Consider the following 14,850-nt stretch of genomic DNA (forward strand, 5'->3'; position numbering starts at 1 on the left):
TCACGGGAAGTCAGTTCCCACCATTTAAATGTAATGGACATGCAAAAATTGTTTTTGGGGATATGCTATTTATTATGTTCCCAATGGTTGACCGCCCAACAAATTTCGGGCAGGGTAACCGACCTCAACTCAGGAGCCGCCGTAGCATCGGCTACTGTTGAATTAAGTAATATCGCCACCACCACCACCAATGCATCCGGCGATTTCATTTTCAAAAAGATCAAATCAGGCGATTATCGCATCCGCATTTCCAGCATCGGCTATAAAGCGGTAGACACCACTGTTGCAGCCGGTTCCAACCTGGAATTCAAACTGCAAAGGCTCAATCTTTTCATGCAACCCGTGGAAGTAAGAGCTATCCAGGCCGGAGATAAATCGCCTTTCACCAAAACCAATCTCAGTAAGAAAGAGATCGAGAAATTAAATCTCGGACAGGATATTCCCTTCGTGCTGAACCAAACACCTTCAGCAGTGGTGAGCTCCGATGCAGGTACTGGCATAGGTTACACTGGCATCCGCATACGCGGTACAGACGCCACCCGCATCAATGTTACCCTCAACGGTATCCCTTATAACGATGCCGAATCACAGGGAACATTTTTCGTGAACCTGCCGGACTTCACATCATCCGTGAACAATATCCAGGTACAACGCGGAGTGGGAACGTCCAGCAATGGCGGCACCGCATTCGGCGCCACCATCAACCTCAGCACCAATGAAGTGAATACACAGGCTTATGGAGAGCTCAACAACAGTGCCGGCTCTTTCAATACCTGGAAGCATACGGTAAAAGCAGGAACAGGCCTGATCAACAATCACTGGACCGTTGATGCACGCCTCTCCAAAGTCAGCAGCGATGGTTATGTAGAGCGCGCCAGCAGCGATCTCCGCGCTTTCTATATTTCAGGCGCCTACATTGCAGAGAAAACCTCTGTAAGGCTCAATGTATTTTCAGGAAAAGAGAAAACCTACCAGAGCTGGTATGGCGTTTCGGATGAAGACCTGAAAACGAACCGCCGCATCAATTATGCCGGCATGGAAAAACCCGGAACACCTTACGATAACCAGACCGATAATTTCCAGCAAGACCATTACCAGCTCTTCATCAATCACCAGTTCAATTCCAGGCTCACGGTGAACACAGCTGTGTTCCTCACAAAAGGCGCTGGTTATTATGAAGAATATAAAGCAGAACAGGCTTTCAGTGACTATAAGATGTCCGACTTTGTATCAGGTGGAGAAACTTTCGAAACCACCGATCTCATTCGCCAACTCCACCTGAAGAATGATTTCTACGGACAGATCTTTTCCGTTCAATACAAAACGGATAAAGACCAGCTCACCGTTGGCGGAGGCTGGAACCGTTTCGACAATCATCATTTCGGACAGGTGATGTGGGCCGAAATGGGCATCCCCTACAAACATCGCTGGTATGATCTCACTGCCTACAAAACAGACGTGAACGGTTATGCGAAATACTCCCGCAAGCTTGGTACAGCAGTTGAAGCTTTTGCCGATATCCAGTACCGTCGCGTATTATACCAGATGAATGGCTATCGCAAAACACCCGATGCTGTTGTACGCGAGACTTACAATTTCGTGAATCCCAAGGCAGGTATAACCTATACGAAGGATGACTACTTCGCTTACCTCAGCTATTCCATGGGCAGCAAAGAACCCAACCGCAATGATTTTGAAGCGAACCTTGGTCAGGACCTCAAACCTGAGAAGCTGCACGACTTCGAACTGGGATTTGAAAAGAGAAACAATAAGCTCTCCTACGGCGCCACTTTGTATTATATGCTGTACAAAGACCAGCTGGTGCTCACCGGTAATATCAATGATGTAGGTGAATACCTGCGCGCCAATGTTCCGGACAGCTATCGAATGGGTATCGAGCTGCAGGCCAGAAACCGCTTCACGCAATGGTTGCAGGCCAGCGCCAATCTCACATTGAGCCGCAACAAGATCAGGAAGTATGGCGAAGAGAAGAAGACCACTGATATCGCCTTCTCTCCGAATATAGTTGGTGGTGCAGTGATCACTTTCCTTCCGTTAAAAGACCTGGAGATCAGCCTGCCTGCAAAATATGTGGGTCGTCAGTATCTCACCAACAACTCCCGCAAGGAGAACAGCCTGGAATCATTCTATGTACAGGATGTGAAAATTGCTTATACCTTACGGAAGTTGTTGTTCAAAGAAACAACGCTGGCCTTCCAGGTAAATAACGTATTTGATAAGATGTATACCCCCAATGGATATACGTACAGTTATGATGATGGAACCGGGCTTGCAGTAGTGAACAACTACTTCCCTATGGCAGGCACCAATTTCCTGGTAGCGCTGCAGATCAAATTGTAGAAACATCCGGAAGAACCATAAACCAACGAATGAGGCCGCAACTCCCTGACGGCCTCATTTTTTTGTAGCGTGTTGCCAGTCGCTCGCCTCCCGGCGAGTGACTTTTATTTAGTCGCCTCCGGCAACGCGGTGTTCGCCGGAGGCGAACAATTAGAAGTCACTCGCCGGGAGGCGAGCGACTGGGCAGACCAAAATTAAAATGGGCCAACCTGTGTGAGGCTGGCCCTTTTGACTATTGAGAATAATCTTCTTAACTGTACAGTTCCTGCCAGCGCATCATGCCTCCGGCGAGGTTGTTCACATTTGAAAAGCCCAAAGTTTCCAGCAACATCGCGGCTTGTCCGCTTCTGTTGCCACTGCGGCAATAAACGATCACCTCGGCATCTTTCAGGTTCTCGATGGCATCGGTTTCAAAATTCCTGATCTGTCCTAACGGCAACAACTGACCGCCAATATTGAATTCAGCATGCTCATTGGGTTCGCGTACGTCAACCAGGTTCAGTTTTTCGCCAGCATCGAGACGTGCTTTTAATTCTTCTGCAGTGATGATTTGCATTATTTCGGTTTTTATCTGTTTGTTAGTAATTGCGTTCGTCTGTAGGGACCTGCATGGGTGCACTGGTATCTGCTGCAGGTCTTTCAGGTTTGGTAGTACCGAGCCAGAGGTCGATTACCTGGCCCTGGCGGATCCGGTTGATCTGTCTGTCCGGGCCGATGCGTTCGGGGATCTGGCGGTAAATATACGCATTCCCTGTGTCTCGCACTGCGGGGTCCAGTACTGGCATTCCCGGGGTGAGCCCGATGGATTCCAGCAGTACCCTGGCTTCGGAATAAGTCATCCCGAAAAGATCCGGTACTGCAAATTCATCCGTACCCAGTCCGCTCCCAAGTACCAGTGAGATGCTGCTTCCCTGCGGGAGTTTGGTCCCGGCTTTGATCCTTCGTCCGTTATAATGCTGCTCCAGAACAGAGTTCTTGGCAAAGTCAGGTTTGAATGTGGTATCACCCAGTTTCAGGTGATATTGCTTCAAGGCAATTTCCGCACTGCGAAAGCTCAGACCTTCAAGGTTCGGCATCTCTATATTTGGTGGCACGGCCCTGTTGATGGTGAGGTATACGGTACGGTTCTCCTTCACATATTCATCTGCATCGGGAAACTGGCGAAGTACGGAGAGCGCAGCGGCAGTATCGTTGTACACAGAGTCCTGTATAGCAACATCAAAGCCTTTCTCTTCCAGCATCTTCTTCGCTTCATCATAGGACTTTCCGGTAACCGCAGGGATCACCAGCGTGTCGCCGTGCTTTGTTATCCAGTTGAGGGACACGAGAAAGATGAACAATGCCACCACTACCAGTCCGATCGCAAACAGGATATTTGCCCAGAGGGGTTTGCTGGTTATGAATTTGAACAATCGATATTGATTTTAGATGATATAATTTATGAGCTTTTCTTACGGCTCAATGCGTCTTCGATCATTTCTGTGTACAATCCTTTCAAGGTCCATCCCATGGCGCGCACCTGCTGTGGCACGATGCTGGCTTCGCTCTGTCCGGGAATTGTATTCACTTCCAGGAAGAAGGGCGCATCCTTTGCTTCGTTGTAAATAAAATCCATTCTCACCACGCCACGGCAATTCAGTGCGTCATAGATCTTGCGGGCAGTGGAACGTACTTTATCGGCCATGGCATCGCTGATCTGCGCCGGCGTAGTTTCTTCATTGAGCCCCTGGTATTTGGCTTCAAAATCGAAGAATTCGTTCTTGCTCCTCACTTCCGTGATGGGTAACACCAGCAGTTCTTTGGTGGTCCTGATCACTCCAACCGTGAACTCACGGCCCTGGATGAACTCTTCCACCAGCACCTGGTCATCTTCCGCGAATGCTTTAAGCAAAGCTCCTGCCAGTTCTTCGGCCTTGTTCACTTTACTCATCCCGATACTGGACCCGCCGTTATTGGGCTTCACAAAAACAGGAAGCGATAATTGCTGAAGCACCTCCTCAGCGCTGAGGGGATGTGATTTGAATATATGTACGGAACGTGCCACGTTCACCCCGGCAAATCCGGCTACGGCAACGCTGTAACGTTTATTGAAAGTGATGGCAGAACTGGCTGTATCACAGGTGTTGTAGGGAATATTCAGCAGATCGAGATAGCCCTGTAACCTCCCATCTTCACCAGGAGTGCCGTGGATACCGATCAGGGCTGCATCGAAAAGGATTTTCTTTCCGGCAACCTGGAGGGAGAAATCACTCTTGTCTACATTTATCTTCTCGCCGGTCCGGGTTTGGTGAAACCAGCCATCTGGAGTCAGATCGATCCTGAATACATCATACTTCTCTGTATCCAGGTTGTTTTCGATAGTAACGGCGCTTTTGTAGGAGATAACGGATTCCGAAGAATAACCGCCTGTAACGAAGGCAATAACAGGTTTCATTAGATTGTTTGTGTCTGAATTTTAGGCAAATAAACGAAAAAAATAAGAAAGGTGAAGGACGTTATCCCTTCACCTTCATAGCGGGAAATATCACCCGCCTTTAAGAGCAGACCAAAGGCTGCAAACACTATTTGTGTACTCGTAAGTTACAACTTCTGAGAGACCATTTCCAAATTTACTTGATGCAAATTTGGCACGGGGAGCTGCTTTTATACGTGCAGTTTCTCTTTCTTGGCCATCAGTTCCTCCACTGTTTCCTGGTACATTTCATCAGGCACACAGCAGTCTACAGGGCAAACCGCTGCACACTGGGGCTCTTCATGAAAGCCCTGGCACTCAGTACATTTATTGGGAACGATATAATATGTATCTACACTGATGGGAGCATTGCGCTGATCTGCATCCATCACAGTACCATCCAACAGGGTAAAGGGCCCTTTGATGGAAGTTCCGTCTGTGATAGCCCATTCCACACCGCCTTCATAAATGGCATTATTCGGACATTCAGGCTCGCAGGCTCCGCAATTAATACATTCTTCAGTTATTTTGATTGCCATATACTCATCAATTTTAATGGGTTGAATCCTATTTTTGCACCACAAATATAAGTTGTAATGAATTTACAAAATAGGCTTGATTTATTGGAAAGATTGGGACAGTATATTTCAGCAGATGGAGAACCCTGGCAAACCGCTGTGGAACGGGCTTCCAGGGAAAATGCCTGGTTCACGCCTGAATTCATTCAGCTTGCCGCCAAACGCATCGCCACCCATTTCTTAGCAAAAGATAAGCTGTCTGCCTGGGCCACCCAATACAAAATACCCGCAGAGAACCCCCATCCAAAAAATGTGGGCATCATCATGGCCGGCAATATCCCGCTGGTAGGGTTCCATGATTTCCTCTGCGTGTTCATCAGCGGTCATCGCCAGACCATCAAACTTTCCTCCAGGGATGAAACCCTGCTCAAACACCTGGTGGAACAATTATATGAATGGGATGCACAAACGAAGGAGCTGATCAGGTTTGAGAGCATGCTCAAAGGATGCGATGCCTATATTGCCACCGGCAGCAACAACTCCGCCCGTTACTTCGATTATTATTTCAAGAAATACCCGCATATCATCCGCCGCAACCGCACGTCTGTTGCCATTCTCGATGGAAATGAATCAGAAGCGGATCTCGGTAAACTTGCAGACGATGTGCATGAATATTTCGGAATGGGATGCAGGAATATCACCAAGATCTATGTTCCGAAAGACTATGATTTCCTTCCGTTGCTCAATGTTTTCAGGAAATACAACCAGTTTGCGGAGCATAACAAGTACAAGAACAATTACGATTACCAGCTGGCGGTGCTCATCATCAACAAGCAGTACTATATGACAAACGACAGTATCATACTGCATGAGAACCCATCTGTGTTCTCGCCCATCAGTCAGCTCAATTACGAGTTTTATTCCGATGTAGCCTCAGTGGAAACATCACTCTCCGGCAATGATGATATCCAGGCTGTCGCAGGCGTAAACCACCTCCCCTTCGGGCAGGCGCAACAGCCATCGCTTACGGATTATGCAGATGGCGTAGACACACTGCAATTTTTGCTGGAGCTGTGACAAATCATGTAAAAAATTGTGACAAGAATTCATGGACTCATTCTGGCAATCAGGACTTTACCCTACATTTGTATCAACGAAGTACGAAGACTTTAGTAAATTAATTGTTAAACGTGTTTTGCGGATTAACTGTCGTTATTTTTCGGCGTTATTTTGTTTGTGCTTAGGCATGTAATTTGAAACGGGTTTACTACATTTAAATTGAAATACTCCAAAAATTGTCGAAATATGAAGTTGAAACAAATTGTAGCGGTTGTCATTCTCAGTGCTGCCACCACTGTTGGTACACTCTGGGTGTATAATCACTTTTCAAAGAGTGGCACTTATGTTTATCAGACCAGCCAGGACAATAACGACACCGGCAAAGTGCCTTCCAATTATGCAGGGTTCAATGGTCTCGCCAATGCTGCAGCGGTAGATTTTACGGCAGCGGCCGATGCAGCCCTTCCGGCAACAGTGCATATCAAAACAAAAGCAACGCGTACGGTAAGCAACAATCTTCCCCGCAGTCCATTCAGTGAACTGTTCGACATGGACCTGGACGATTTCTTCGGTGGTGGTGGCCGCATGCGTTCCATCCCTCAGATGGCTTCCGGTTCCGGCGCTATCATCAGTGAAGATGGTTATATCGTCACCAACAATCACGTGGTCAGCGGAGCAGACGAGATCAATGTTACACTCAACAATAAGAAAGTATTCAAGGCTAAACTCATTGCCGCTGACCCCAGCAGTGATCTGGCCGTGATCAAGATCGACGCCAAGAACCTGCCCTTCCTCATCTACGGCAATTCCGATGATGTGAAAGTTGGACAATGGGTACTGGCTGTAGGTTATCCTTTAACGTTAGAGACCACGGTTACTGCCGGTATCGTGAGCGCCAAAGGCCGTACGCTGGAAATCAACCGCCGCCAGAGCGACAGCCCGGTAGAGTCTTTCATCCAGACAGACGCAGCCGTTAACCCCGGTAACTCCGGCGGTCCGCTTATCACTACCGATGGTAAACTGATAGGTATCAACTCAGCGATCGCATCGCCCACAGGCGCCTATGCAGGTTACTCTTTCACCATTCCGGTGAACATCGTGAAAAAGATCGTTTCTGACTTAATGAAACATGGTACCGTGCAAAGAGCATATCTTGGTATACAATATGCGCCGGAAGGAGTTCCCGATGAGGAAAAAAGCAGAGCCGGCATTAAAGACGAAAACGGTATCTATGTAGTAGAAGTGTCTCCTTCAGGAGCTGCGGAAGCTGCCGGTGTTAAAAAGGGAGATTACATTACCAAGATCAATGGGGTGCCTGTTTTATCTGGTGCAGATATGGTTGGTCAGATAGCCACTTACCGCCCTGGCGATAAGATTACCATTTCATACAGGAGAGATGGAAAAGAATATACAAATGCTGCAACTCTCCGCAATATTTCCGGCACTACCGATATGGTAAAACATTCCAATCTCGATAAATTGGGAGCAGATCTGCAAACACTCAGTAAAAACGATGCAAAAGAATATGGCATCAATGGTGGAGTGGTCATTAAAGCAATCAGGCCTCTCGGCGTACTGAGCAAAGTGCGTATCCAGGAAGGATATGTGATCCTGAAAGCGAACAACAAAGAAGTGAAATCTGTAGAAGAGTTGAGGAAAGTGCTTGATGAAGCTACTGGCTCTGTGAAACTAGAAGGCATGTATCCAGGATATGAAGGAATCTATCCGATTGTGATCAATCTCAATAACTAAGCTTTTCATAGAGATAATCAGGTCCCTGGCAGTTTTGCCAGGGATTTTTTTGCCCCATGGGTGGGGTTTCGCTTGTAGGCAGGCCGCCCCACCAGCGCTATCTTGTTCCGGCAAAATAACCGTAAGGCGGCAGCTCAATGGCAGATGAATGCAGCTCTATCGTTTTACCGGCAATTGCATCCATGTAAACTCCATTCACAGCAGGAGAAGAAAAATGTATGACCTGGGAAGATGATGAACAATTCAACACCACCAGCAATTCCCTGTTTTGATGGATCCTGGTATAAGCCAGCACAGCATCATTCCTGTCTGTCGCCAGCCATTGCGGACAGGCTGCAGAGCCCGCGAGTATAGCAGGATGCGTGGCATGTAAACGGATGAGTGATTTGTAAAAACTATGCAGTTCCACATCATCTGTCCATTCTATCTCATCCTTATCGAAGAATTTAAGACGCTTCTGATTGGGCAATTCCTGGCCACTGTAAATGAGCGGCATGCCATGCCAGGTGAATGAGAATACAGCCAGCAGCCTGGCAGCATCTCCATACTTCTCGAACTCCGTTCCATTCCAGCTGTTCTCGTCGTGATTGGCGGTGAAGAAGAGCGGAAGGGTGCCTTCTGGAAATTCATTTTCATATGTGCTTAACAGTTGCACGAGGCTCCTGAGATCGGTTTCGCGGCGGAAATATTTTTCGGTGGCATGCATCCAGCGCCAGGCATAGCAGCAGTCGAATACATCCAGGTAATGCAGGTCCTCCGTTTCAGCAAGCCAGAACAAGGGTTTGACAGGATCTAGCGCAGTCCGCGCCTGCTGCCAGAAATCGCGCAGAACAAGATGCGCCATATCGCAACGGAACCCATCGATATCACATTCATCGATCCAGAATTTCATGGCTTCGATCATCATGCGGCGCATCGGCTGATCGTAATAGTTGAGATCGATCACATCGTCCCAACCATGGGTATCGTAGAATTCTCCGGCTCCATTCCTTTTATAAAATTGCGGATGGGTGCGCGTCCAAACATGGTCCAGGCCGGTGTGATTGGCCACCCAGTCGATGATCACTTTCATACCAAGCTCATGCGCCTGCCGAACGAGGAGACGGAAATCATCCAGCGTGCCGAACTCGGGGTTGACAGAAAGATAATCAGAACAGGCATAGTAGCTGCCCAGGGTACCCTTACGGCCTGCCAGGCTGATGGGTGTGATGGGCATGAACCAAAGGACCTGCACACCCATGTCCGCCAGACGGGGGAGATGGGATGCGAATGCATTGAAACTTCCTTCCGGTGTATATTGGCGAAGATTTACTTCATAGACGGTAGCGGACTGCATCCAGGGAACTGCAGGGAATTTTCTAGCCATATTGCGAATATAATTCATAAATAGGTGCTGATCAGTTGTATGCCGTTGCACCTGCGCCGATTAGCCGTTTAAAGAGGCTAATTTCCTACCTTTGCACGGATGAAAACCTTCAACGTTCCGGTCATTTACCGCAGTCCGCTCATCAGCGCTGTAAAGAACAAACGCAAGCAGCAGGATAAAATGAAGAAAGACTTCACACCTACCCTGCTCAACTTCGGTCCTTTACAGATCTACCTGGCGCGGCACTTCGGTTTCTGCTATGGCGTGGAAAATGCCATCGAGATCTCTTTCCGCACCATTGAAGAGAATCCCGGCAAGCGCATTTTCCTTCTCAGCGAAATGATCCACAACCCCCAGGTGAATGCAGACCTGATCGAAAAGGGCGTTGAATTTTTACAGGACACTTACGGCAAACAACTCATTCCCTTTGAGCAACTCACTGCTGATGATGTGGTGATCATTCCTGCATTCGGCACTACCCTCGCCATCGAAGAAAAACTCAACCAGCTGGGGATCCCCACTGAAAAATACAATACCACCTGTCCGTTCGTGGAGAAGGTCTGGAACAGGAGCGAGCAGATCGCTAAAAAAGGCTACAGCATTGTGATCCACGGCAAGCCGAAACATGAGGAAACACGCGCTACCTTTTCACACGCTGCCTATAATGCACCTGCAGTAGTGGTGAACGATATGAAGGAAACGGAATTACTGGCCGCATTCATAACCGGAGCTGCCGATCCCGATGAATTCTATACGGTATTCGCAGGCCGTTTCTCCGAAGGTTTCGATGTAACCAAAGATCTGCAGCGCATCGGCGTTGTGAACCAAACCACACAGCTGGCCACAGATACACAGGCCATTGCCGACTATCTCAAACAAACCATCAGCAATCATTACAATCTCGATGAAAAGAATATCGGGGAACGATTTGCCGATACCCGCGATACGCTCTGTTATGCTACCAACGATAATCAGACCGCCGTTACACATATGCTCCAAACCCCGGCTGATATAGCCATTGTGGTAGGCGGCTATAATTCAAGCAACAGTACACACCTGGTAGAACTCTGCGAACACAGGCTGCCAACCTATTTTATCAATTCCGAAGAGAAGCTGATCAACGGGAAAAATATCCTTCATTACAATTATCATCAGAAAGACGAACAGTTTGTGACTGACTATCTCCCTGCCTCCTCACCCGCAAAGATCCTGATCACCAGCGGCGCCAGTTGTCCTGATGCACTGGTAGAAGGCGTGATCCGTAAACTGGCCTCCTTCTACGGCGTTGAGACCAAAGTAGATGAGATGGCGCAGGATTTTTGATCCCTGCATTAAACCTACGGTCTTCTTTCCCCTCTAAGTACTGCACCCCTTAGGGTCGCAGCATTTCAGGTATTCCATCTTACCATTAAAAACAATAAAAATAAACAGATGAAAAAAATCATCGTATTGGCCCTTGCAGTGATTGGTGTTCAATTAGCTGCTTCTGCCCAGGAAAAAAGAGACACTATCCGTTCTCACCATAAGTCCGAGGCAAGAATAAAAATGAAGGAGGAACTGAACCTCTCCAAAGAGCAAAGTGAAAAAATGAAGGCCATTCAAGCCGACACCAGAACAAAAATGCAGGCCCTGCGCGACGATAAAAGTATCAGCGATGCAGACCGTAAAGCAAAGGCAGGCGCAATCATGAAAGAAAGAAAGGAAAAGACCGATGCCATCCTCACTCCCGAGCAAAAGGAAAAAATGAAACAATTGGGTGAAAAGAGAAAAATGCACAAGGGTGGCGACAAAAAACATTGGAAAGAAAGAAAGGACAAAATGAAAGGTGAAAAAGCGAAAGAAAAAGAATCCAAATAGCAGCATCACAACCACCTCAAGGTGGAAACCAGTACAAAAGCGCCTTCCGGCGCTTTTTTTTATTTTGTATATTCATACTGACATAAGGCTGTCACTACCCCTTCCCATCTTTGTATCAGCAAATCATTTAAACTCTTAAAAATAATCATATGGTACGTACAGCAACCGCTCAGGTAATTACAGCCCGTCAGATCCTGGACCAATGGCAGGGCCATCGCCGTCTCACACGGCGCGTAATTGCAGCATTTCCAGAAAAAGAATTGTTCGAATTTACTATCGGAGACATGCGCCCCTTCGCCCTGATGGCAGAAGAGATGATCAAGATGAGCGGTCCCGGCGTGAAAGGACTTGCCACCGGTATCTGGGAAAAACTGGAATGGAGGGAGCAGACCTACAAAACGAAAGATGAACTGCTCAAAGCATGGGACGATACCACTGAAACCATCGAAGAGGTCTGGAACAAGATCCCTCCTTACCGCTTCCAGGACAATGATCTTGCCTTCGGCGAATATGAGGGACCGTTATATGGCACCCTGTTGTATTTTATCGATAATGAAGTACACCACCGTGGCCAGGGATATGTTTACCTGCGTGCATTAGGCATCGAGCCGCCCGCCTTCTGGATGCGTTAAGAATAATCAGCGTGCTGGCAGTCGCTCGCCTCCGGCGAGTGACTTCTAGTTGTTCGCCTCCGGCGAACACCGCGTCGCCGGAGGCGAGCGACTGCCAGCACCAAAATGAAACGAGGTTGTCCCACAAAAGACAACCTCGTTTCTATTGAGATAAACTTTGTAAACTTTACTTACACCATCTTGAAACCTTCAAGGAATTTGGTATTGAAGTTTCCTGCGCGGAAATCTTCATTCTTCATCAGTTGCTGATGGAATGGTATGGTTGTTTTCACTCCTTCGATCACATACTCACTGAGAGCGCGGCTCATGGTGTTGATGGCTTCCTCACGTGTACGAGCAACCGCAATGATCTTAGCGATCATGGAATCATAATAAGGGGGGATCACATAACCGGCATACACATGCGAATCAATGCGGATACCGTGACCGCCGGGCTGGTGCAGCGTAGTGATGCGGCCGGGACTCGGACGGAAATCGTTATAGGGATCTTCAGCATTGATACGGCACTCGATAGCATGCATCTGGGGTTCGTAGTTCTTTCCGCTGATAGGCTCGCCCATCGCGATCTTGATCTGTTCCTTGATAAGATCGAAATTGGTTACTTCCTCAGTAACGCAATGCTCTACCTGGATACGTGTGTTCATTTCCATGAAGTAGAAATTGCGATGCTTGTCAACCAGGAACTCGATGGTACCCACGCTCTCATAACCAATAGCGGAAGCTGCTTTGATGGCTGCTTCGCCCATGCGCTGGCGCAGGTCTTCAGTCATGAAAGGAGAGGGTGATTCTTCTACCAGTTTCTGGTGACGGCGTTGAATGGAGCAGTCGCGCTCACTGAGGTGACAAACTTTTCCGTAGCGGTCGCCTGCGATCTGGATCTCGATGTGCCGGGGCTCTTCCACGAATTTCTCCATGTAGATACCATCATTCTTGAAAGCAGCGCCGGCTTCCACTTTGGCAGTATTGTAGTTGTGCTCAAGGTCTTCTTCTTTGAATACAACTCTCATTCCCTTACCACCGCCACCGGCAGTAGCTTTGAGGATAATGGGATAGCCAATGTCATTCGCCATGGCTTTGGCTTCTTCAAGACTTTCGAGCAGTCCTTCACCACCGGGAACCACGGGTACGCCTGCGCGGATCATGGTTTCTTTGGCGGTGATCTTATCACCCATGGAGCGGATCTGATCAGGAGTAGGTCCTATGAATTTGATATTATGTTCACCGCAGATCTCGGCAAAACGTGCATTCTCCGCCAGGAACCCATATCCCGGGTGAATGCCATCAGCATTGGTGATCTCGGCAGCGGCCATGATATGTGCGATGTTCAGATAACTGTCAGCACCGGCAGGGCGGCCGATACAAACAGCTTCATCTGCAAACTTAACGTGCAGGCTGTCTTTGTCTGCGGTGGAATAAACTGCTACGGTTTTGATACCCATCTCGCGACAGGTACGGATTACCCGCAGGGCTATCTCTCCACGATTAGCGATTAATATCTTTTTAAACATGCATTCTTTTTGAAAAGTTGACAAGCGAAAAAACCTTATCAGGCAGGTTCAACGAGGAACAGCGGCTGATCGTATTCAACGGGTGAAGCGTCGTCCACCAGGATTTTCACGATCTTACCGGATACTTCGCTTTCAATTTCATTGAAGAGTTTCATTGCCTCGATAATGCAGACTACTTTACCGGGAGCAATTTCTGAGCCTACTTCTACAAACACAGGTTTGCCGGGGGCCGGGCTGCGGTAGAATGTTCCTATCATCGGGCTCTTGATAGTAATGAGGTTGTCTGCGGCGGGTTCTGCAGCTTTAGGAGCAGGAGCTGCTGGGTTTGATGCGGCGGCTGGCTGGGGTGCAGCAGCTGCAGGGGGAGCATAGGCAGGCATGGCGGCATGCACAGGGGCAGCAATTACGTTCTGGGCTGGTTCTTCTTTCTGCTTGATGGTCAGCTTGAATCCTTTCTCCTCGATGCTTACTTCGCCGATGTTGGATTTGTTGATCATCTTGATCAACTCCTGAATTTGTTTAAAATCCATCTGAAAATAATTTTTTTTGACGGTTATTTCGGAAAAACAGGCGGCTAAGATAAGGCATTGTGAACTAATAATACCCAATTCGCCTATAAAATAGCGGTAGTCCTGTTATAACAAAAAGCCACCTCTGAAAGCGAGGCGGCCTCTGTAAATCTGTTATTTAGGAATTATTCCTTTACGCGTTCAACGTATTCACCGGTTTTGGTATTCACGCGGATCAGTTCACCTTCATTCACGAAGAGCGGAACGTTCACGGTAGCGCCGGTTTCAACGGTGGCAGGTTTCAGGGTACGGGTGGCGGTATCACCTTTAACACCTGGCTCTGAATATGTTACTTTCAGAACGATCTTGTCTGGCAGTTCCACACTCATGGGCTGCTCGGTTTCAGTATTGAACAGGATGGAAACTTCCTGTGATTCCTTCAGGAACTGGGGAGCGTCTACCAGGCTCTCGGCAACAGCGATCTGCTCGAAAGTTTCATTGTCCATGAAGTTATAACCTGTATCATCTTTATAGAGGTACTGGTAATCTTTGCGTTCTACCCTTACAGGATGAATGCTATCACCTGAGTTCCAGGTTTTTTCGATGCTGCGGCTATTATCAACACCTTTTAATTTAGCCCAAACCTTGGCGGCTGCGCGGGCGGTTTTGTTTTCACCGAATTCCACCACGGTGTAAAGGCTGCCATCCAGTTTGATGATCATACCGCGGCTGATATCTGATGTAGTTGCCATAATACTAAGTAAGTTTTGAATGATGCGTCTCTGAAAGGAGGCAAAACTACAGCAAAAACCTTACCCGGCAAAGAAGAGCGGAAG

14 protein-coding genes are annotated in these 14,850 nt (G+C 47.9%); 6 read left to right on the forward strand and 8 right to left on the reverse strand.

What is annotated here, in order from left to right:
• The first annotated feature begins 39 nt into the window (after positions 1 to 39).
• Positions 40 to 2,361, forward strand: a complete 2,322-nt coding sequence (locus D9Y29_RS16730; RefSeq protein ID WP_127130256.1) for a TonB-dependent receptor — start codon at positions 40 to 42, stop codon at positions 2,359 to 2,361.
• A 250-nt stretch (positions 2,362 to 2,611) separates the two neighbouring features.
• On the opposite strand, the gene D9Y29_RS16735 is transcribed toward D9Y29_RS16730, so the two are convergent.
• The 4 genes from D9Y29_RS16735 to D9Y29_RS16750 form a co-directional block, all read right to left on the reverse strand.
• Positions 2,612 to 2,917, reverse strand: a complete 306-nt coding sequence (locus D9Y29_RS16735; RefSeq protein ID WP_127130258.1) for a rhodanese-like domain-containing protein — start codon at positions 2,915 to 2,917, stop codon at positions 2,612 to 2,614.
• Between the two features lie 22 nt (positions 2,918 to 2,939).
• The gene (locus D9Y29_RS16740) at positions 2,940 to 3,773 is read right to left on the reverse strand and encodes a PASTA domain-containing protein (protein WP_241237962.1); all 834 of its coding nucleotides are present in this window, start codon (positions 3,771 to 3,773) and stop codon (positions 2,940 to 2,942) included.
• Positions 3,774 to 3,799: 26 nt separating this feature from the next.
• Positions 3,800 to 4,795: a D-alanine--D-alanine ligase gene (locus D9Y29_RS16745; protein ID WP_127130260.1), complete on the reverse strand. Its 996-nt coding sequence runs from the start codon at positions 4,793 to 4,795 to the stop codon at positions 3,800 to 3,802.
• 209 nt (positions 4,796 to 5,004) lie between these two features.
• The gene (locus D9Y29_RS16750; protein WP_127130262.1) at positions 5,005 to 5,352 is read right to left on the reverse strand and encodes a 4Fe-4S dicluster domain-containing protein; all 348 of its coding nucleotides are present in this window, start codon (positions 5,350 to 5,352) and stop codon (positions 5,005 to 5,007) included.
• Positions 5,353 to 5,409: 57 nt separating this feature from the next.
• On the opposite strand from D9Y29_RS16750, the gene D9Y29_RS16755 reads away from it, so the two are divergent.
• On the forward strand, positions 5,410 to 6,408 hold the full coding sequence (locus D9Y29_RS16755) for an acyl-CoA reductase (RefSeq protein ID WP_127130264.1): 999 nt from the start codon (positions 5,410 to 5,412) through the stop codon (positions 6,406 to 6,408).
• Positions 6,409 to 6,636: 228 nt separating this feature from the next.
• On the forward strand, positions 6,637 to 8,142 hold the full coding sequence (locus D9Y29_RS16760; protein ID WP_127130266.1) for a trypsin-like peptidase domain-containing protein: 1,506 nt from the start codon (positions 6,637 to 6,639) through the stop codon (positions 8,140 to 8,142).
• Between the two features lie 97 nt (positions 8,143 to 8,239).
• Here D9Y29_RS16760 and D9Y29_RS16765 read toward each other — a convergent pair whose 3' ends face one another.
• Positions 8,240 to 9,508, reverse strand: a complete 1,269-nt coding sequence (locus D9Y29_RS16765) for an alpha-amylase family glycosyl hydrolase (RefSeq protein ID WP_127130268.1) — start codon at positions 9,506 to 9,508, stop codon at positions 8,240 to 8,242.
• A gap of 99 nt (positions 9,509 to 9,607) precedes the next feature.
• On the opposite strand from D9Y29_RS16765, the gene D9Y29_RS16770 reads away from it, so the two are divergent.
• The 3 genes from D9Y29_RS16770 to D9Y29_RS16780 all read left to right on the forward strand — a co-directional run bounded on the left by D9Y29_RS16770 (position 9,608) and on the right by D9Y29_RS16780 (position 11,997).
• Positions 9,608 to 10,831: a 4-hydroxy-3-methylbut-2-enyl diphosphate reductase gene (locus D9Y29_RS16770; RefSeq protein ID WP_127130270.1), complete on the forward strand. Its 1,224-nt coding sequence runs from the start codon at positions 9,608 to 9,610 to the stop codon at positions 10,829 to 10,831.
• A gap of 108 nt (positions 10,832 to 10,939) precedes the next feature.
• Positions 10,940 to 11,365, forward strand: coding sequence for a Spy/CpxP family protein refolding chaperone (locus tag D9Y29_RS16775; protein WP_127130272.1), 426 nt, complete (start codon positions 10,940 to 10,942; stop codon positions 11,363 to 11,365).
• Between the two features lie 149 nt (positions 11,366 to 11,514).
• Positions 11,515 to 11,997, forward strand: a complete 483-nt coding sequence (locus D9Y29_RS16780; protein WP_127130274.1) for a DinB family protein — start codon at positions 11,515 to 11,517, stop codon at positions 11,995 to 11,997.
• A 170-nt stretch (positions 11,998 to 12,167) separates the two neighbouring features.
• On the opposite strand, the gene accC is transcribed toward D9Y29_RS16780, so the two are convergent.
• The 3 genes from accC to efp all read right to left on the reverse strand — a co-directional run bounded on the left by accC (position 12,168) and on the right by efp (position 14,766).
• A complete protein-coding gene (accC, locus tag D9Y29_RS16785; protein WP_127130276.1) occupies positions 12,168 to 13,505 on the reverse strand; it encodes an acetyl-CoA carboxylase biotin carboxylase subunit in 1,338 nt (445 codons plus the stop codon).
• A 38-nt stretch (positions 13,506 to 13,543) separates the two neighbouring features.
• Positions 13,544 to 14,035 (reverse strand): acetyl-CoA carboxylase biotin carboxyl carrier protein, encoded by a 492-nt coding sequence (gene accB, locus D9Y29_RS16790; RefSeq protein ID WP_127130278.1) that lies wholly within the window; start codon positions 14,033 to 14,035, stop codon positions 13,544 to 13,546.
• A 164-nt stretch (positions 14,036 to 14,199) separates the two neighbouring features.
• Entirely contained in the window at positions 14,200 to 14,766 is a 567-nt protein-coding gene (efp, locus tag D9Y29_RS16795; RefSeq protein ID WP_127130280.1) for an elongation factor P, read from the reverse strand.
• Between the last annotated feature and the right edge of the window lie 84 nt (positions 14,767 to 14,850).

Origin of the sequence: Pseudoflavitalea rhizosphaerae (assembly GCF_003991355.1) — a bacterium.
Lineage (GTDB): Bacteria > Bacteroidota > Bacteroidia > Chitinophagales > Chitinophagaceae > Pseudobacter > Pseudobacter rhizosphaerae.